Source organism: Iodidimonas nitroreducens, assembly GCA_000710935.1.
GTDB classification, from domain to species: Bacteria; Pseudomonadota; Alphaproteobacteria; order Sphingomonadales; family Rhodothalassiaceae; genus Iodidimonas; species Iodidimonas nitroreducens.
Map to the genome: position 1 here is coordinate 109307 of BAYV01000015.1, position 19032 is coordinate 128338.

General features: G+C 58.3%; 20 protein-coding genes. 10 read left to right on the plus strand and 10 right to left on the minus strand.

Features of this window, described 5'->3' with window-relative positions; genetic code table 11:
* Positions 1-119: 119 nt before the first annotated feature.
* The 5 genes from AQ1_RS07665 to AQ1_RS07685 are packed head-to-tail and all read right to left on the minus strand — an operon-like array spanning position 120 to position 6365.
* Complete coding sequence (locus AQ1_RS07665) at positions 120-1823, minus strand: long-chain-fatty-acid--CoA ligase (protein WP_042085978.1); 1704 nt, start codon at positions 1821-1823, stop codon at positions 120-122.
* 45 nt (positions 1824-1868) lie between these two features.
* Positions 1869-2690, minus strand: coding sequence for an SDR family oxidoreductase (locus tag AQ1_RS07670; RefSeq protein ID WP_042085979.1), 822 nt, complete (start codon positions 2688-2690; stop codon positions 1869-1871).
* The gene (locus AQ1_RS07675) at positions 2678-3850 is read right to left on the minus strand and encodes an MBL fold metallo-hydrolase (protein ID WP_052371097.1); all 1173 of its coding nucleotides are present in this window, start codon (positions 3848-3850) and stop codon (positions 2678-2680) included. The genes AQ1_RS07670 and AQ1_RS07675 overlap by 13 nt, the downstream gene beginning before the upstream one ends.
* Entirely contained in the window at positions 3847-4572 is a 726-nt protein-coding gene (locus AQ1_RS07680) for a TIGR02466 family protein (RefSeq protein WP_081837168.1), read from the minus strand. Before AQ1_RS07680 ends, AQ1_RS07675 begins: the two co-directional genes overlap by 4 nt.
* Complete coding sequence (locus AQ1_RS07685) at positions 4569-6365, minus strand: acyl-CoA dehydrogenase (RefSeq protein WP_042085980.1); 1797 nt, start codon at positions 6363-6365, stop codon at positions 4569-4571. The genes AQ1_RS07680 and AQ1_RS07685 overlap by 4 nt, the downstream gene beginning before the upstream one ends.
* 236 nt (positions 6366-6601) lie before the next feature.
* Here AQ1_RS07685 and AQ1_RS07690 point away from each other — a divergent pair, with 236 nt between their 5' ends.
* From AQ1_RS07690 to AQ1_RS07705, 4 genes are read left to right on the plus strand one after another with little or no spacing between them, the layout of a single operon-like run.
* Positions 6602-7591 carry an L-threonylcarbamoyladenylate synthase gene (locus tag AQ1_RS07690; RefSeq protein WP_042085981.1) on the plus strand — a complete coding sequence of 330 codons (990 nt, stop codon included), beginning with the start codon at positions 6602-6604 and terminating at the stop codon, positions 7589-7591.
* Positions 7592-7596: 5 nt separating this feature from the next.
* A complete protein-coding gene (locus tag AQ1_RS07695) occupies positions 7597-8262 on the plus strand; it encodes a hypothetical protein (RefSeq protein WP_042085983.1) in 666 nt (221 codons plus the stop codon).
* Positions 8263-8264: 2 nt separating this feature from the next.
* Positions 8265-9023, plus strand: coding sequence for a 2OG-Fe(II) oxygenase (locus AQ1_RS07700; RefSeq protein WP_042085984.1), 759 nt, complete (start codon positions 8265-8267; stop codon positions 9021-9023).
* Positions 9020-9766, plus strand: a complete 747-nt coding sequence (locus AQ1_RS07705) for a 2OG-Fe(II) oxygenase (RefSeq protein WP_042085985.1) — start codon at positions 9020-9022, stop codon at positions 9764-9766. The genes AQ1_RS07700 and AQ1_RS07705 overlap by 4 nt, the downstream gene beginning before the upstream one ends.
* 6 nt (positions 9767-9772) lie before the next feature.
* On the opposite strand, the gene AQ1_RS07710 is transcribed toward AQ1_RS07705, so the two are convergent.
* From AQ1_RS07710 to AQ1_RS07720, 3 genes are read right to left on the minus strand one after another with little or no spacing between them, the layout of a single operon-like run.
* Positions 9773-10147, minus strand: coding sequence for a response regulator (locus AQ1_RS07710; protein ID WP_042085986.1), 375 nt, complete (start codon positions 10145-10147; stop codon positions 9773-9775).
* Positions 10125-10721, minus strand: coding sequence for a phosphoribosyltransferase (locus AQ1_RS07715; protein ID WP_052371098.1), 597 nt, complete (start codon positions 10719-10721; stop codon positions 10125-10127). Before AQ1_RS07715 ends, AQ1_RS07710 begins: the two co-directional genes overlap by 23 nt.
* Positions 10721-11989 carry a zinc-ribbon domain-containing protein gene (locus tag AQ1_RS07720; RefSeq protein ID WP_042085989.1) on the minus strand — a complete coding sequence of 423 codons (1269 nt, stop codon included), beginning with the start codon at positions 11987-11989 and terminating at the stop codon, positions 10721-10723. Before AQ1_RS07720 ends, AQ1_RS07715 begins: the two co-directional genes overlap by 1 nt.
* Positions 11990-12116: 127 nt before the next feature.
* On the opposite strand from AQ1_RS07720, the gene AQ1_RS15125 reads away from it, so the two are divergent.
* Genes AQ1_RS15125 through AQ1_RS07740 form a run of 5 tightly spaced genes read left to right on the plus strand, consistent with a single transcriptional unit; the run spans position 12117 to position 15803 of the window.
* A complete protein-coding gene (locus AQ1_RS15125) occupies positions 12117-12371 on the plus strand; it encodes a hypothetical protein (RefSeq protein ID WP_152550404.1) in 255 nt (84 codons plus the stop codon).
* Between the two features lie 10 nt (positions 12372-12381).
* Positions 12382-13107, plus strand: a complete 726-nt coding sequence (ftsE, locus tag AQ1_RS07725) for a cell division ATP-binding protein FtsE (protein WP_081837189.1) — start codon at positions 12382-12384, stop codon at positions 13105-13107.
* The gene (locus AQ1_RS07730; protein WP_052371099.1) at positions 13104-14141 is read left to right on the plus strand and encodes a cell division protein FtsX; all 1038 of its coding nucleotides are present in this window, start codon (positions 13104-13106) and stop codon (positions 14139-14141) included. Before ftsE ends, AQ1_RS07730 begins: the two co-directional genes overlap by 4 nt.
* A complete protein-coding gene (locus AQ1_RS07735; RefSeq protein ID WP_042085990.1) occupies positions 14141-14734 on the plus strand; it encodes a YdcF family protein in 594 nt (197 codons plus the stop codon). Before AQ1_RS07730 ends, AQ1_RS07735 begins: the two co-directional genes overlap by 1 nt.
* A 40-nt stretch (positions 14735-14774) precedes the next feature.
* On the plus strand, positions 14775-15803 hold the full coding sequence (locus tag AQ1_RS07740; RefSeq protein ID WP_042085992.1) for a DUF2125 domain-containing protein: 1029 nt from the start codon (positions 14775-14777) through the stop codon (positions 15801-15803).
* A gap of 20 nt (positions 15804-15823) precedes the next feature.
* Here the strand turns inward: AQ1_RS07740 and hisC are convergent, their stop codons facing one another.
* The gene (gene hisC, locus AQ1_RS07745) at positions 15824-16909 is read right to left on the minus strand and encodes a histidinol-phosphate transaminase (protein ID WP_313979786.1); all 1086 of its coding nucleotides are present in this window, start codon (positions 16907-16909) and stop codon (positions 15824-15826) included.
* A gap of 124 nt (positions 16910-17033) precedes the next feature.
* Between hisC and metX the strand changes: the two genes are divergently transcribed.
* Positions 17034-18185 carry a homoserine O-acetyltransferase MetX gene (gene metX, locus AQ1_RS07750; RefSeq protein ID WP_042085996.1) on the plus strand — a complete coding sequence of 384 codons (1152 nt, stop codon included), beginning with the start codon at positions 17034-17036 and terminating at the stop codon, positions 18183-18185.
* Positions 18186-18213: 28 nt separating this feature from the next.
* Here metX and AQ1_RS07755 read toward each other — a convergent pair whose 3' ends face one another.
* A complete protein-coding gene (locus AQ1_RS07755) occupies positions 18214-18990 on the minus strand; it encodes a class I SAM-dependent methyltransferase (protein WP_042085998.1) in 777 nt (258 codons plus the stop codon).
* Positions 18991-19032 lie beyond the last annotated feature (42 nt).

The following is a 19032-nucleotide window of genomic DNA, read 5'->3' on the forward strand; positions in this document are numbered from 1 at the left end:
TGTTTTAGACCATCTTCACAAGAGATCAGACATAGAGCACCAGCCATCCCCGTTCAACCAAAGACCCAAGCCCGCCCTGCAAAAGACAGGACGGCGCAAAAATCCGCAGTCGCACTTTTTTAGGCCTGATCGCGCGCGTCTGTCTTTGCCTCGTACTTGGCCCGCTCCTCGGCGACAAGCTCTTTCTTTGATAATTTTCCCACCATGGTTTTAGGCAAAGCCTTGCGGAATTCGATCTCTCGGGGCAATTCATGTTTGCCCAGATGATCACGCAAAAAGGCCAAAAGTTTGTCGTCGCCCAGATCATGGCCTTCTTTCAGCACCACAAAGGCTTTGGGGGCCTCGCCGCGATAGGCATCGGGCACCCCGATCACCGTGGTTTCCTGCACCGATGGATGCTTGTAGATGGCTTCTTCCACATTGCGCGGAAAGACATTGAACCCCCCCACCAAAATCAGATCCTTCGAGCGATCAATGATGAAGCTGTAGCCTTCCTCATCCATATAGCCGATATCCCCGGTCCGCAGCAGATCGCCTTCCATCACCGCAGCCGTTTCCGCAGGCTTGTTCCAATAGCCCTTCATCACCTGCGGCCCGCGCACGCAGATTTCCCCCACCTCGCCCAAAGGCATGGTTTTCTTCGGATCGTCACGATCGATGATCACGATCTCGGTGCCCGGCACCGGCAGGCCGATGGAGCCCGGCTTTTGCTTGCCTTGCACCGGATTGGCGCAGGCGGTGGGTGAGCTTTCCGTGAGGCCATAGCCTTCATTGACGATAACCCCGGGGATGGCCGCCTCAAACCGGCGTTTCACCTCGGCAGGCAAAGGCGCCCCGCCCGAAAAACAACTGCGCAGGGATGACAGATCAAACCGTCCTAAATCCTTGTGATTGAGAATGGCGGTAAACATCGTCGGCACGCCGGGCATCAGGGTCACCTTATGCTCAGCGGCCAGACGCAGGGCTTCTTCAAGCTCGAATTTCGGCATCAGAACGATCTTCGCGCCGCCCAAAGTCGAGGCATTCATCACCAAAGTCATGGCAAAAACATGGAACAAGGGCAAAGCCCCCAGCATCACATCCTCGCCGGGCTTTAAGGATGGGTCCCAATAAAGGGTTTGGGCGGCATTGATCGATAGATTGGCATGGGTGAGCATCGCCCCCTTTGGCGTGCCCGTGGTGCCGCCGGTATATTGCAACACCGCCACATCTGCATGAGGATCGGTGCTGACAGGCTGCGGATCCTGTCCTTGAGCGATCAGCCATGAAAAGGGCACATGATCGTCATTTTTGGGAATGGCTGAGCGCATATCTTTTTTGAAAAGCTGAAAGCCCAATGATTTCCAAAAGGGCAGCATTTCAGCAAAGCGGCAGATCAGCAGCTTTTTCAACCGGCTTTGGGAAAATACCTCGGCCATCTGCGGGTAAAGGGCTTTGAGATCAAGGGTCACCATGATGTCGGTTTCGCTGTCTTCGACCTGCGCCAATAATTCCGGCACCGAATAAAGCGGCGAGAAATTAACCACCGTGCCGCCAGCCCGCAAAATGCCGTAATAGCAGATGATGAATTGCGGGCAATTGGGCAGAAAAAGCCCCACGCGCACGCCTTTTTTCACCCCCAGCTTTTGAAAGCCTTTCGCCGCCCGCTCCACCAGATCGGCGCTTTCCCGATAGGTGATATCGCGCCCCATGAAGGCCATATGCACATGATCGGGCCATTCTTTGGCGGCATCCACCAGCAGATCATGCAGGGGCCGGGCTTTGATCGTCTGCCCCCAATCGATCTCTTGAGGATAATGCTGCAACCAGGGCTTATCAGTCATCAGGGGTCTCCGGAATAGGTCTTGAGCGATGGGGGCAAAGGGCAATCAGATGAAGAAATCGGGCATCAGCTTTTTGCTGGGATCAACGGCATAGCCGCTCAGATCGGTGATCCCGGCTTTGGCCAGCACCTCGTCATCGATCAGAAACTGGCCGGTCAATTCCCGGGATGGCCGGGTGAGGATCCAATGCGCCGCATCCGCCATGATTTCGGGCTTGCGCGAGGCCTTGACCATGTCATCGCCGCCCAGAAGATTGGCCACCGCCGCCGTGGCAATCGCCGTGCGCGGCCACAGGGCATTGAAGGCGACCCCCTTGTCGCGGAATTCACCGGCCATCCCCAGAACACACATGCTCATGCCGAATTTGGCCATGGTATAAGCCACATGGGGGGCAAACCACCGCTCTTCCATATTCAGCGGCGGCGATAAATTGAGCACATGGGGATTTTCCGCCTTCAAAAGATGCGGCAAACACAGCTTTGAACATAAAAATGTACCGCGCGTATTGATCTGGTGCATCAGATCATAGCGCTTCATATCGGTGGCAAGGGTGCCGCTCAACTGAATGGCGCTGGCATTATTAATCAATATATCGATGCCGCCAAACTGCGCCACCGCCGCCTCAACCGCCGACAATACCGCCTGTTCTTCGCGCACATCCACCACCAGCGGCAGGGCCTTTCCGCCTGCGGCCTCGATCTCTTTGGCGGCAGTAAAGATGGTGCCTTCAAGTTTGGGGTGCGGATCGGCGGTTTTCGCCGCAATCACCACATTCGCGCCATCGGCGGCAGCGCGTTTGCCAATCGCAAGGCCGATCCCCCGGCTCGCACCGGTAATGAAAATCGTTTTATTCTTCAGGCTGCCCATGGCGCCGCATTCCTTTCCTGTTCGGTGATCTGATCAAGCTTTTTACGCACAGCGGTTTCATCATAATCGGCTTTTCGCTGAAAACGTGCAACGCCATCTTCAACAGTGCGCGAGACAACGCCCAGCGCCAGCAGAAAATGCAGATGCGCCACCGCCTCGCCCGCCGCCATGGAAAATTCCATCCCCCGCACCCGGCGGCGAAACAGCGCCGGGAAAATATCGATGGCAGTGGCCGGTTTTTCGCATAAAGCCACCACCCCATTCAGCCGCGACACATGCTTGTGGATCAGGGCATCGAGCCGTGCCCGAAGGCCATAGAAAGGCTCGTTATGGGAGGGCAGCACCAGCGTATCATCAGGCAGGGCCCGCAGGCGGGCAAGGCCGGTGAGCCATTCATCCAAAGGATTGCCATCCGGCTCGGTGGGATAAACCGAAACATTGGAACTGATGCGCGGCAGCACCTGATCCCCCGAAATAAGGATTTTGCGATCCGGGCTATAAAGGCTGATATGCCCCGGCGCATGGCCTGCGGTTTCAATCAGATGCCATGATGTGCCGCCCAAGGAAAGGCGATCCCCGCCCGCCATCCTTTGATAGCCGATGGGCAGGGGCCAGACGACCTGATTGAAATTGCCCCAACCGCCAAGGCGGATTTTTTCGATCATCGCCTCGGTAAAGCCGGTGCGCCGGGCAAAATCCAAAGCTTCAGCAGGCGCTTCATCGCGAACATCAAGCAGCAGGCTGCGCGCCAGCAGATAGGCCGAGCGCGAGGCCAGAATCGGAGCCTTAAACTGTTCGGCCACCCAGCCCGCCAGCCCCAGATGATCGGGATGATGATGGGTCACAATCATGCGCGAGATGGGCCGACCCTGCAATTGATTGGCAAAGAGATCGCGCCACAAAGCGATGGCCTCATCGCTGCGCACCCCGGAATCGATGAGGGACCAGCTATCCCCCTCATCAATCAGATAAAGATTGATATGATCCAAAGACCAGGGAAGCGGCATCCGCAGCCAAGTGATGCCCGCCGCAATGGCATGGGTGCCTCCCGATGCGGGTGCATCCTTGATGGGATAGCGCAAGGCCCCCGCATCATCATCAGCGGCAGGCAGATGATGATCGGGATCGGGCGGGCGGGCGTGTACAGAGGGAGGGTTCATGAGGCCTTCTCGTTCGAAGATTGGGCATCAATGGGGGCATCAATGGGCGCATCAATGGGCGCTGGCACAAGGCTGAGATTGATCGCCACCGAAATCCGTTCAGCATCACCATGATAGGGCCGCACCGAATGCATCAGCCAGGATGGAAACACCACCATTCGCCCTGTGGCCGGGCGGATATATTGCTCGCGGGCCTGCACGCCCTCGCGGCTGTCTTTCAGCCAGATATCGGGCGCATACATGGCATTCATCGGATAGCGCGGATCATAAAGAACCAGTTCGCCCCCTAAGGCCGGATCCTTTGACCCCTGATAGCCATCTTCGACATAATAAACCGCCGACCATAAAGCCCCGGGATGGGCATGGCCCTGATTGGATGCCCCGCGCATCGACAGATTGGCCCACATATCAAATGACCAGATAAAGCGCGGCGGCGCATCGGCCACGGCCCCGCTATCATGGATCTGCAGATCGCACAGCCTGATCAGATGGCGCAACAGATCCGCCGCCGCCTCGCCGCCCCATTCGATCATGTTCGTATCGGAATGCCAGCCCAGAATATTGGAGCGCGCAATCCCCTGATGCCCCTGCCGCCGGGCGTGGATGAGCGGGACGAGCGCGGCATTGATCGCCGCCGCCCCTGCAAGCTTCGAGACGATCACCGGCGTTTCAAACAGGCCCAGAACCCGGCGATCAAGGGCGAATGAAGGGGCCTCCGTCACGCCGCAAAATCCTCCTCGTCAAGGGCATAAAGCAGTGCCGATCCCCGGGTCACCGGGCCTAAAAGGGCGGTGGCGGGGGGCAAAAGCTGCTCGGCAAAAAATCGGGCGGTGGTGATCTTGGCTTTCAAAAAGGCGGGGTCGCCTTCGCCCGCATCCAGCCGCTCCTGCGCCGCCATGGCCTGCTTCATCAGCAGCCAGCCGCCCACAACCGCCCCGAACATCCGCAGGAAAGGAGCCGCCCCCGCCGCCGTATCGCGCATCTTGTCGGCATCATTGCCGCTCAGCCAGATCGCGGCATTTTGCAGGGCATCAAGCCCATCCTCCAGATAAGGGGCCAAAAGGCCCAGATCCCCTTGGGATGGCAGATCGCCCAGATCATCCCGGATCTGTTGGAACAGTTCGCGCCAATGCAGGCCCCCCTCCATCATCAGCTTGCGCCCCACCAGATCCATCGCCTGAATGCCATTGGTGCCTTCATAAATGGGGGCAATCCGGGCATCCCGATAATGCTGGGCGACGCCGGTTTCCTCAACATAGCCCATGCCGCCATGAATCTGGATCGCCAAAGATGTGGTTTCCACCCCCAGATCGGTGGCAAAGGCCTTGGTCACCGGGGTGAGCAGATCGGCCAGCCCCTGCGCCGCTTTGCGTTCATCATCGCTGGCCCCGAAATGGGCGCGATCCACCGCCGCCGCATTATAATAGGCAAGCGCCCGCACCGCTTCGGTATTGGCTTTCATGGTCATCAGCATCCGCCGCACATCGGCATGGCGAATGATCGGCACGCCATCGCCGCCGGGCTGGCTGATATCGGCGGATTGCACCCGATCCCGGGCATAGGCCACCGCCTGCTGATAGGCGCGTTCGGCGATGGAAACCCCCTGCAGCCCCACATTGATGCGGGCGTGGTTCATCATGGTGAACATGCAGCGCATCCCGCGATTTTCCTCGCCCACCAGCCAGCCGATGGCGCCCCCCTCATCGCCGAACTGCAAAACACAGGTGGGGCTGGCATGAATGCCCAGTTTATGTTCAAGGCTCACACAGGTGACATCATTGCGCGCCCCGGGGCGGCCCTCCGCATCGGGCAAAAATTTGGGCACCACAAACAGCGAAATGCCCTTGGTGCCCGCCGGCGCACCGGGGGTACGGGCCAGCACCAGATGGATGATATTTTCGGCCATATCATGATCACCCCAGGTGATATAGATTTTCTGGCCGAATATCTTCCAGCTTCCATCGTCATTGGGTTCGGCCCGGCTTTTCAGGGCCCCCACATCCGATCCCGCCTGCGGCTCGGTGAGGTTCATGGTCCCGGTCCATTCGCCGGTCACCAGCTTTTCCAGATACAGCGCCTTCAATGCATCCGAGCCATGATGGGTCAGCGCCTCGATGGCGCCTTGTGTCAGCATCGGGCACAGGGAAAAGGCCATATTCGCCGCCGTCCATGTTTCCTGAACCGCCAAAGCCAGCGCAAAAGGCAGGCCCTGCCCGCCCCAATCGGGGCTGAAGGAGAGGCCGTTCCAGCCGCCATCCACATATTGACGATAGGCATCGGCAAAGCCATCCGGCGTCACCACCTTGCCATCCACAAGGCGCGATCCTTCAAGATCGCCCTTGCGATTGAGAGGGGCAATCACCTGCGCTGACAATTTCGCCGCTTCTTCGATCACCGCAAGCATCACATCGGGCGTGGCATCGACAAAAGCATCAAGGCGGGTCAGCGACGGCCAATCACAGATGGTTTCCAAAGTGAACTGAATATCCTTCACCGGGGCGCGATAGCTGGTCATAAGCCGATCCTTCTTCTGAACAAGGCGCAGAAACTTTATAGCCCTACCGAAAAGGCCGTATCGATAAGGTTGGTTTTTATTTGTCGAAAAAGCATAGGCACGCTTATGCTCATGTCACAAGATGTCCTAGCAGATCTTTGACCGTTTTTGCCATGCTTCCCTGATGATCCCTGCCATGACCGACAGCCCCGCATTGCCCATATTTTTCAGTAAAAACTAAGGATGCCTCTTTCCAAATGAGCACTGACAAGGCCATCTTGGATGCTGCCCGGATCCTGCGCCGGGGCGGGCTGGTGGCAATCCCCACCGAAACGGTCTATGGGCTGGCGGCTGATGCCACCAATCCCAAAGCCGTGGCCCGGATTTTCGCCACCAAAGGGCGGCCCGGCTTCAATCCCCTCATCTGCCATGTGCCCGCACCGGAAGATGCTGCCCGGATCGCCCGCATCAGCCCCCTGGCGGATCGCCTGATCACCGCCTTCTGGCCCGGACCGCTGACTTTGGTGCTGCCCCAAAGGCCCGATAGCCCCCTTGCCGATCTGGTGAGCGCCGGGCTGCCCTCGGTCGGGATCAGGATGCCAGCCCATCCCATGGCTTTGGCCCTGCTGCGCCAGACCGGGCGGCCATTGGCGGCCCCCAGCGCCAATCGATCCGGCGCGATCAGCCCCACCACGGCCCGGCATGTGGCCGATGATCTGGGCAAGGATGTGGATATGATCCTTGATGGCGGGCCCTGTAGCCTGGGCCTTGAAAGCACCATCATCGGGCTGCCGGATGATGGAACCGACCGGCTGCTTTTGCTCCGGCCCGGCGGCATCACCCCCGATCAGATCGCTGAAATCTGCGGCATCAGGCCAGAAGCGGATCAAAGCGGGGCTATCACCGCACCGGGGCAGTTGCTCAGCCATTATGCCCCGCGCGGCCAATTACGGCTCGATGCCATCAGGGCCGGGGATGGCGAATTCATGATCGGATTTGGTGCCATCGGGGGCGATCTCAATTTAAGCCCCAAGGGCGACCTGATCGAGGCGGCAGCCGGGCTTTTCGCCGCTTTGCGCCAAGCGGATGACAGCGGCGCCTCAGGGCTTGCCATCGCCCCCATTCCCGATCATGGCCTGGGCCTTGCCATCAATGATCGCCTCCGCCGGGCGGCTGCGCCCCGGCCGGCAAAATCCGACAAGGGGCGGGCGGCTGCGCCCCGGCCAGCAGACTCCGAAAGGGATTAAATGCCGTGATTAAAAACCCCCGGCTTCTTATCCATGCCCTGATCGGGCTGATTGTGGGCACCCTTCTGGCCTCAGCCATCCAAGCGGGTGAGAATATCCTGCGCTATCTGGTGCAGCCCGTTTGGCTTGAGGGCGCGGCACTTCTGGCCCTTTTGGTGGCGGGCGCGGCCCTTGGGGGGCTGATCATCGGCGGCTCCATCGGTTTTGCCATCCGCTTTGGTTTGAGACGAGAAGGGCATGGGCGATGCCTCGTCATCTGGCCGATGATCGCAGGGTTTGCCATCAGTTTTATGCTCGACCCCTATTTTCTGGCGGCCATGGGCTGGCGCGGGCCGGTGATGCTGGAAGGGCTGGCACGCGGGCTGGCACTTGTGCCCGCCATCATCGCCCTTGTTTGGGCTGCCCATCGTCTTGACAGGCTGCCCCCACGGGCTTTGTTTCTGTTGGTTGTGGCCCTGATCGAAGCGGCGGTGATCCATGGCGCGGTCGATCGCTTCAGCCTGATCCCCATTTTGGGGGGTGATCTCGATCTCGCCCTGCTCTCCCCCATCCATAGTCTGGTTTTTTTAAGGGGCATGCTGTTTCTTCTGATCGCCTATCGGTTTATTGGGATCGTGATCGCGCGCCTGTTTCCAACGGATGCCATTTTGTGCGAAACAAAGGAGCCATGAACATGGCCATCCCCTCTTCAGCAGCAAATGCCCCGGCTTTCCGGCTCAACCCCGCATTGGATCGGGCGGCGATTGCGGCAGACCTCGCCAAACACCGCCGGGTGCAGATCAGCAATGTGCTGGCCCCCGAATGTGCTGAAAGGCTGGCCCATTGCCTTGAAGCCGAAACGCCATGGTCCTTCACCTGGTTTGATGGCGAAGCCGCCTGCATCCTCGATCATCAGGATATGGCCAAAGTCAGCCCTGAAAAATGGAGCCAATTACAGCGCGATCTGTTTTTGCTGGCCCGGGATCGCTTCAGCTATGCCTATGGATTTTATCCCTTGCAGGAATCGGTGCGCCTTGATCGCGACCGGCATCTTTATCTGCTTTCATTTTTCGATTTTCTGCAAGGGCCGCAGATGATCGGCCTGATCCGCGATCTTTTGGGCGATGAAGCGGTGGTAAAAGCCGATGCGCAGGCCACCCGCTTTGGCCCCGGACAATATCTGACCTATCACAATGATCATGTGCCCAAAAGCCACCGCCGCTGTGCCTATGTCTTTAATTTCACAAGGCGCTGGCGGCCTGATTGGGGCGGCTATCTGCAATTTTTTGATGATCTGGGCAATGGCCAAACCGCCTATAAACCCGATTTCAACAAGCTCAATCTGTTTCTCGTGCCCCAGCCCCATGCAGTGACGTTCATTCCCCCCTTTGCGGGCGGTTATCGCTATGCCATATCGGGCTGGTATCGCGCCAAGGAGCCCGCTTCATCATGACCCGCCCCCCATCCGCCATCGATCTTGGCGATCTGTTTCGCCTCAATCCCGCGCTTGACAGACCCGCCCTTGCCCGCCAATTCGTGGAACAGGGCGAGCGGATCCAGATCAACGATATTCTAAGCCCTGAGAGCGCCGCCCGGCTTTATCAGATTTTGGGCCAGCAAACCCCATGGGGCATCGCCTATTATGATGGGGCGCATCACTTCATCCGGCGCGAGGAGATTGCGGCCAAAAAGCCCGATGAATTGGCCGCAATCAACAGCCGCCTGATGGCCCGGGCGCGCCATGATTACAGCTATTTCTATTTCTGCTATCCCATGCTGCAGGCTTATTTGGAGCAGTGGCAGCCCGATCATCTTCTGATGCGCTTTTTGGAATTTCTCAATAGCGCGCCGATGCTTGATCTGATCCGCGAGATTTCAGGCCTTGCCGCGATCATCAAGGCGGATGCCCAAGCCACATTCTATAGCCAGAATCATTTTTTGCTCCATCATCGCGATGAGGTGGAAAAAGAACATCGCAGGCTTGCCTATGTCTTTGGCTTCACCCCCGAATGGCGGACGGATTGGGGCGGCTATCTCAATTTTTTCGATGAAAGAGGGGATATCACATGGGGCCTGATACCGCGCTTTAATGTGCTCAATCTTTTTGCCACGCGCCATCCCCATGCGGTGGGCCAGGTGGCCCCCTTTGCCGGGGCGCCCCGGCTCTCGATCACCGGCTGGTATCGCGATCAATAAGGTTTTTCAGGCTTTTGGCTGTTCGGCTTTCAAGGTCTGCCGCACCGCCCTTAAAAGCTGATCAAGGCTGAAGGGCTTGCTCAAAACATCGCTGACCAAACAATCAAGATGATGGGCGCGCTGTTTTTCCATGGCATAGCCGGTCATCAGCAAAACCGGCAGATCGGGGCGTTCGGCGGCCAGCTTCAAGGCCAGCGCAATGCCATCCATTACCGGCATCACGATATCGGCCAGCACCAGATCAAACTGATCATGGGCCAAAGCCTCCAAAGCCTCGCCTCCATCGGCGGTGGCCTTCACCTCATAGCCATGGCCCACAAGCCCCCGGCGGACGAATTCCCGCACGCTGTCTTCATCTTCAGCCAGTAGAATCTTTGCCATCAGCCGCCGCTCCTTGCTCCATATAACCAATATAGGGCAATTCACGAAAACGATATGCATAATCCATCCCATAGCCGATCACGAACAGATCGGGACATTCAAAACCAGCAAAATCGGGGCGGATCACCGGATCGCGGCCCGCGGATTTATCCAGCAAAACCCCGGTCATCACATGGGCCGCCCCTTTGCCCAGAAAATAGCTGCGGGCATAATTCAGGGTTCGTCCGGTTTCCAGAATATCATCGATCAGCAAAACAGTGCGTCCGGCAATGGCCCCCCGCGCATCGGCTTCCAATACCACATTGCCCGAACTTTCCGTTCCCTCGCCATAGCTGGACAGGGCAATGAAATCGATCTCGATATCCAGCCCGCGCCGGGATAAGGCGCGCACCAGATCGGCAGCAAAAATCACCGCGCCATTCATGATCACCTCAACCAGCAAAGCCCCTTTGGCCTCAGTGATGATCGCATGGGTGATGATGGCATCGGCCATATCATCGATACGGGCGGATATTTCCGCCGCCGAATAAAGGGTTTTGATCGTTTTTCCGGCCATCAGATCTTCATCTGCCATCAGCTTGGGCTCCGCTCTTGCCATTCATGCACGATTCCGGTCGTTTGTGCCGGGGCGTTTTCGATTTGCACGGAAAAGCGCGTGGCTTTCCCGGCATTCAACAGGGTTTCATCAAGGATCACGGGGGTGCGCTGCAAAGTTTCCCCCGCAGAATCAACCAAAAGAAGCGTGAGCGCCGGCACCTCATAGCCGCTTTCAAGGCGATTGGAAACCGATCCTGAAACACGCAGATCCCAGCCATAATCCCGCGCCTGCCATTCCGGATTGGGATCAAGGGCAACCGTCAAGGCTTCATCGGGGCTGATGGGGGGGGATTTTTCCGTCGGCGCATCGGCCTTTGCCGCCTCAGGCGTTCCTTGATCGGCTGAAACCGCAGGTGGAGCCTCCATCCCGATCAGCGCATAAAGCCTGCCAATGGGTGGCCAGGCTGCGGTCAGGCTTGGGGCAAAGGCCAGAAAACCCCCCAAAAGCGCGATCACAAACAGCCCATAGGCCCCCCAGCCAAAAAGCACGAAGCGGCTTGGCTTTGGTCGCAGGGCCGGGACCGGGGCCGCACCATAAATGCTTTCTTCATCGCGCAGGCGGCGCAGGCTGCGGGCAACATCTTCGGCAAAATCAGCGGTTTTTCCGGGCTGATAGCGGGGCGCATCCTCCTCGTCATCATCAAGGCCCCCTTCAAAGGGCGGATCATCATCCAAATCGCGCTGGGTCCAATCCTCGTCCGCATCATGATCATCAAGCGGCACATCTTCGGAAGGCACATTGGGGGAAGGCGCATCATCATGAGGCGCATTGGGGGGAGACACCTCATCGGCCTTTTGAGGTTCGATCCTTTCCGATGGGGTGTCGTCAGTGGGCGGCAGATCAGCACTGAAGGGATCTTTATCCTCATCGCCTGCAGGGTCGTCCTGCTGTTGATCCTCATCGGCAGACTCTGAGCCATCGCTCAGGCCGGCCTTTTCCATGGCCGAAGCAATAGCGGCCAGAATCTGCTCCTGACTTTCTTCCTCGATCACAGAATCAACAGAATCGGATGCAGGCTTTTGAGGATCGGGCGCATCTTTGCTGGCCGACCCCTGTTTTTTTGCGGGGTTTGCTGCAGGCTTTGCTCGGGCCTTGTCCTTGGGCTTTGGTTCGGCTTCGGCCTCATCAGGCATGGCATGCCAGATATGCGCGCAGGAACCACAGCGCACGCGCCGCCCCTCTGGCCCCAAAAGATCGGGGGGAACATGAAAACGCACCGCACAGTGAGGACAGGTCAAAATCATCGCCAGAGCGCACTCTTTCGTGGATTGATAGCCTTCAAAACAGATCGGTCAGCTTCGAGCATAGCGGGCCATCACAGATATTGCATTCAGCTTTCGAGCTATATGAGTATCCTGTCTTTGGTGCAAGTTGCGAACCACTTTATCATCAAGCAAAATAAACAGGCAAAATCTTCAGGCAAAATTATCAGGCAAAATCATCACCGATCTTGTTGCAATGCAGCGATGCTGGACGCCGGCTGATGGCCTGTGTCATGCTGCGATCAGCATCATTGCGGGTGTTTTTGCGCTTCAGATCGGTGTAAAAATCACAATTAAACTCAGTATTCAGGCGCGGGATCGGGAACAGCAAGAGTATCGTGAGCAATCGTTTTGTAAAATTTGAAAATGTGGGCATGCGCTATGGCATGGGTGCCGAGATTTTGCAGGATATTTCGTTCGTTTTGGAGCCGGGCTCTTTTCATTTTCTGACCGGCGCCTCGGGGGCGGGCAAATCATCCTTGCTGAAATTGCTCTATCTGGCGCATCGCCCTTCGCGGGGGATCGTTTCGATGTTTGGCGATGATGTTACCACCGCCCATCGCACGGCCCTGCCGCGCCTGCGCCGCCGCATCGGGGTGGTGTTTCAGGAATATCGCCTGCTTGATCATCTGAGCGCCATTGAAAATGTGGCCATGCCCCTGCGCCTGGCGGGCGGTGGCGATGATCATAAAATCCGCGAGCATGTGGAAGAATTGCTGATGTGGGTGGGATTGAAGGATCGGATGCACGCCAAGCCCCCCACCCTTTCGGGCGGCGAAAAACAGCGGGTGGCGATTGCCCGGGCGGTGATCGCCAAGCCCGATCTTTTGCTGGCCGATGAGCCGACCGGCAATGTCGATCCGCAAATGGCCCGCCGCCTGATGCATCTGTTTGCCGAATTGAACAAGCTGGGCACCACCACGGTTGTTGCCACCCATGATCTGGAACTGGTGCATGAAATGGGCGGCCCGGTAATGCATCTGCAAGATGGCCAACTGTCCAGCCGCCATCTGCCCGAGCGGGCACGCGGACCGGTCTCTGCAACCGATCCATCGCGGCCAAATTTGTCAGCGAATTTATCATCGGATTTGTCATCATGAGATGGCATGATCCCCAAAAGCCCGGCGGGTTTGGCCGCAAAAATCCTCCCCGCAGCCCGGGGCACGGCCTTGGACGCACGCCCAAGCCTTTTGCGGGCCAAACGGCGACACAATCAGCCGCCCCATCATCAGCGGCTCGCACCGGGCTTTTGTCTCTGAAACGAAAAAGCCTGCGTTTTCTGCCTGAAAACAGCCTAGCCGGGGGCACCCTTCCCTGGGTCATCGGGATCATGGTGTTTTTATGCACATTGGCGAGCATTTTCGCCTTTGCCCTCCATCAAAGCATGGGCGATTGGGCCGATAAGCTTTCTCAGCAGATTTCGGTTCAGATCGTCACCGCCGATGGCAAGGCCCGCCGCCAGCAGGCCGATGCCGCCCTGGCCCTGCTGCCAACGATCCCCGGTATCGAAAATGCCGTGCGCCTGTCGGATGCCGAAAGCAAAGCCCTGCTTGAGCCATGGCTGGGGGCAGGCAATGTGACCGACGATCTGCCGGTGCCGATCCTGATCGAGGTTACCACAAGCCCGGGCGCGCGTATCGATCTGGCGGCATTGGAAGCGCAGGTGCAAAAGGTGGCACCCGATGCCAATCTCGATGATCATGAGCGCTGGCTGGTGCAGCTCAATCGGCTGAGCACGAGCCTGCAAATGGTGGCTCTTCTCGTGGTGGGGCTGATCCTGAGCGCCACCGCCGCCATTGCCGCTTTTGGCACCCGCGCCGGCCTCTCCGCCCATCGGGCCAGTATTGAAATCATGCATCATATGGGGGCCGAGGATGGCCTGATTGCTCATGAATTTCGCTATCGCTTCATGCTGCAAGGGCTGAAGGGCGGCTTGGGCGGCCTCATCGCCGGGCTGCTGGTGATGCTGACATTGGGCCATTTCGCAAGCCAGATTGGCAGCGGGCTGGTGCCTGATCTTTCGCTTTCGGCTCTGGCGTGGCTGCTGTTGATTTTGCTCCCGATTTTTGCCGCCCTCCTGACCATGATGGCCGCCCATGTCACTGTTCATCGTGAATTGGCGGGATATTCCTGATGCGCAGGCCGCGGCGCAGGGGCCATCGATATGTGCTGATCCTGATGAGCGCCAGCGTGCTGATCTGGTTTTTGGGCTTTGTGGGCTTTTCCTGGTTCATTCCCCGCAGCCAGCCCATCGCCCTTCTCAATCCGGTTGATGGCATCATCGTTTTTACCGGAAGTGCCGGGCGCATTCAGGCGGGGATCACTGCTTTGGAACAGGGCTTGGGCCAGCGCCTGCTGATTTCCGGGGTCAATAGCGATTTATCATCCGATGTGATCAGATCGGCGATTGGCGGCAAGGATGAACTGGCCCGCTGCTGCATTGATCTGGGGCGCATGGCCCGCGATACCGAAGGCAATGCTTTGGAGGCCATCAATTGGGCCCGCCATCGTGATTATGACAAAATTCTGGTTATAACAGCGGATTGGCATATGCGCCGCAGCCTGATCGAACTGAACCGGCATGCGCATGGGCTGATGATCCATGCCCTGCCGGTGGAAAGCCAGGCCGGGCCGGGGCGGTTGATGATCGAATATAATAAATTTCTGGCCGCATGGACCCGGGCGGCCTTCAGCCCGGATCGACCCTTAAAAAGCGGCGAGAGATGACAAGGCGAACCCATCTGAGCGGAAACCCAAAAGGCCCTTTATGAAATATCGGATTTTGATCGGCACCTTCCTTCTCGCCGCCCTCGCCTATGGCGCGCTTTGGCATTTTATCGCCAATGAAAGCCGCGATCGGATCAGCACATGGTTTGGCGACCGTGATCAACAGGCCTTCCGCGCCCAAAATGATCAGATCGATATTTCCGGCTTTCCCTATCGCCTGACCATCAATATCGCCCGGCCCCGCATCGAAAGCCAAAACAGTAAACCGGCATGGGCAGCGGCTGCCGATCAGCTTTTGATTTTCAGCCATCTTTGGACCCCCGATCATCAGGTGGCGCAGGCCCATGATCTAAAAGCTCGGCTGGCCGATCTGCGGCTTCATGCACCCAAAATCATGGCCAGCCTGCTAACGGGCGCACAAGAACAGATGCTGGATATGGATCTGGGGATGGTCAGCTTTGATTTTCCCGCCAGCAAAGGTCAGGTCCTGCCCGCTGAACGGATGCGGCTGAATGGCAAATGGCCCCTGTCTGCCCCCCCGCCATCAGCCCCCGATCAGGATGAGACCCCGCTTTTGCAAAACGAGCGGGCCGATATCGCCATCCAATTGACCAATCTGGCCCTTGGCCCTTTCGCCCCCGGTGCCCCGGCTCCGGTGATTTCAAAAATCGAACTGCGTGGCGAATTACACGGCCTGATCACCACCCCGATCACCGCCCAAAGCCTTGAAAAATGGCGCGATGCCGGTGGCACCATCGAAATCACCGATCTGCAGATCGATTGGGGCCGCCTGCATCTGAAGGGGGATGGCAGCCTGACCCTCGATGAACAGTTACGGCCATTGGGGGCTTTGGCGCTGGTTTTTGAAGAACCGGGCCTTTTGGTCACCTATCTGGCAAAACAGGGGCTGATCGATCCCAAAAGCGCGCCTTATCTGGCCGAGGGTGTAGATCAGATCGCCATGATGGGGGGGGATCGGGCCATGCGCCTGCCGATCACCTTGCAAGACGGGCAGATCCTGGCCGGCCCTTTTCCGGTCGCAAAAATCAGCCCGCTTTTAAAACCCTGAAAAGCCGCATGAACGCGCCATTAGCGATTCATGAAGGCTTCCAAAAGCGCTACCACCACTTGGTTCTCCTGCTCGGTGCCCACCGTTAAACGCAGGCAATCCGCCAGGCCCTGACCGGGCAGCCAGCGCAATAAATAGCCATGTTCGGTGAGCCAGGCATTGGCCGCTTCGGCCTGATGGTCGCCCGATTGGGGAAAACGGATCAGCACGAAATTGGTTTGGCTGGGCACCACCTCCAGCCCCAAAGCGCTGATCCGGGCGCTGAGCCACTGCCGCCATTGTACCGTGAACCGGGTCGCCTTTTCCGCGAAATCTCGATCCCGCACGGCGGCAATGGCCGCATTCTGCGCGGGCAGATTGGCATTGAACGGCATCCGGATCCGGTTCATGGGATCGAGCAAAGCGGGCGATCCATAGCCCCAGCCAATGCGCAAGGAGGCCAATCCATAAAGCTTTGAGAAGGTGCGGCTCATCAGCACATTATCATGGGCCATGGCCAGATCGGTGCCATCGGTATAATCATCGGCATCCACACATTCCGCATAGGCCGCATCATAAACCAGCACACAGCTTTTCGGCAGGCCCGCAATCAGGCGCTCCACTTCGGCTTTCGGCAGATAAGCGCCGGTGGGATTATTGGGATTATCCAGATAAACGATCCGCGTTTTATCGGTGACGGCGGCCAGAATGCCATCCACATCCGCCGCCCAGTTTTTATTGGGCACCGCCACCGGGCGCGCCCCCAAAGATTGGGCGATGATCGGATACATCATGAAACCATAGCGGGAATGGATAATCTCATCCCCTTCGCGCACGAAAGCCTGCGCCACCATATGCAGAATTTCATCCGAACCGGCCCCGCAGATGATCCGATCCGCCGCCAGCCCATGCACTTCGGCAATGGCCCGGCGCAGATCAAAAGCATCGGGATCGGGATAAAGATGCATCGACACGGCCGAAGCCACCATCGCTTCAGCGGCTTTGGGGCTCGCCCCCACCGCCGATTCGTTGGCCGAGAGCTTGACCACCTTTTCAACCCCATCGGCCTTGGCCCGCCCGGCCACATAAGGCGCCAGCGATAAAACCCATGGATTTGGCTGCAACATGCCCATAAATGCTCCCATTCGTGCGAAAATTCTGACAAAAGCTTTTAATCAAAGCCAACAGGAAAAGCAAAAGATTGCCGCGCGGCGCACAAGGCGCTAGCAAGGGGCAAATTTAAAAGGGCTTATGACCGAATTTTCGCCACCCAAAACGCCACCCGGCCATGTGCTGATTCTGGGCGATGCCACCCCCCTGCCGCTGGATAGCGGCGGGCATTTGGGGCCGTTTCCCCTTGCCTATTCCACCTATGGCACGATGAATGCCGCCAAAAGCAATGTGATCCTGATCGCCCATGCCCTCACCGGCGATCAGGTGGTCAGCGGCACCCATCCCGTGACCAAGCGTCCGGGCTGGTGGGATCGCATGGTGGGGCCGGGCCGGATCATCGACACCAACCGTTTTTTCGTGATCTGCGCCAATGTCATTGGTGGCTGCATGGGCAGCGCCGGACCTGCGGCCATCAACCCCGCCACCGGGCAGCTTTGGAGCGCCGATTTCCCCTTCATCACCATTGGCGATATGGTGCGGGCCCAAGCCCGGCTGCTGGATCATCTGGGGATCGATGATCTGTTCATGGCCATTGGCGGCTCGATGGGGGGGATGCAGGTTTTGCAGTGGCTGCGCGATTATCCCCAGCGTTTATTTGCGGGCGCAGCATTGGCCACCGCCGCCCGCCACAGCCCGCAGCAGATCGGCCTGCATTCCATCGGCAGGCGGGCCATTCTGGCCGATCCCCATTGGCAGGATGGCCGCTATCATGGCACCGGCCATGCCCCGATTGCCGGGCTTGAGGTGGCGCGAATGCTGGCCCATCTCAGCTATCGCGCGCCCGAAGAATTCGACAGCCGATTCGGACGCGCTTTGCAAGATCGCGATCAGCCGGCCTATGGCCCGGGGATCGATTATCAGGTGGAAAATTACCTTGCCTATCATGGCCGCCGCTTTGTGGAACGCTTTGATCCGGCCAGCTATATTCTGATCACCAAAGCCATGGATTATTTCGATCTGGCCCCCGATGGGGATCTGGCGGCCCGCTTTGTGGGGGCGAGAACCCACATGTTTTTAGGGGCTTATGAAAGCGATTGGCTTTACCCCCCGGCACAAACACAGCTTTTGGCCGATGCCATGGCGCGTGCCGATGTGGTGCATATCCATCGCTGCTATCAGGCCATCGCCGGACATGACAGCTTTTTGCTGGAAATCGAGCCCTTCGATGCCGATTTTGCCCGCTTCATCAATGAAATGGCCACAAAGCGGGGTTTACCAGCACCCCGCTGAACAGCAGATGACCGCCAGACAGCGGTTTTTAGCTTTCGCCCCCATGGCTTTGAGACAGCGATCCCAAGGCGGGCTTGCGGATCGCCGGGGCAAAAACCGGGCGCTGCACCGGCGCATTGGGCACCGCACGATAGATTTGCTTTTCCGCTTCCACGATCAATAAGCCGGCAAGGCTGCCAAGGAAAAGCGCCCCGGATCGTTCGAGAAAGCGCACCCCCCGCCCTTGAGAAAAGGGCCCGAAAGGCGGAACGAACAGAGATCGGCGGATGCGGGTAACGGGCAGCAGATAACTGGCCAAAGTGCGCTCGAGCTGTTGACTGCTATAAGGCTGCCCCGATCCAAAGGGCGTGCGCTCGAACCCCGCCCATGTACCTCGGCGGCGGGGCACGATGATGATCACCCGCCCCCCCGGCGACAGCACCCGCCATAATTCGCGCAATAATCCCGGCAGATGATCGGCCACCTCCAAAGCATGGATCAAAACCAGCCGGTCAAACGATCCATCGGGCAAGGGCAGGGCATCTTCTTCCACCAAAGCAGTAGCGTTCCGATGGGTATCAGGCCAGTGCACCACCCCTTGGGCGGCCGGCATCAGGGCCACCATACTGGCTGGCGGCTTTTTCCCCGCCACATCATGGCGCACCAAAAGCTGATCGAGCAAAGGCGGCGCATAGCCGATCCCCGCCACATGCTGGCCTCCCAGATCGGGCCACAGTCGATCGATCTGATCGGCAATGCACGAGGCCGCGGCCCGGCCCAAGGGCCGCTCATAAAAATTCCGCAGGGCAATCACATCAGGGCGCATGGGGTCTCATACAGTTCAATAACCAGCCATCGGATGCGGCCA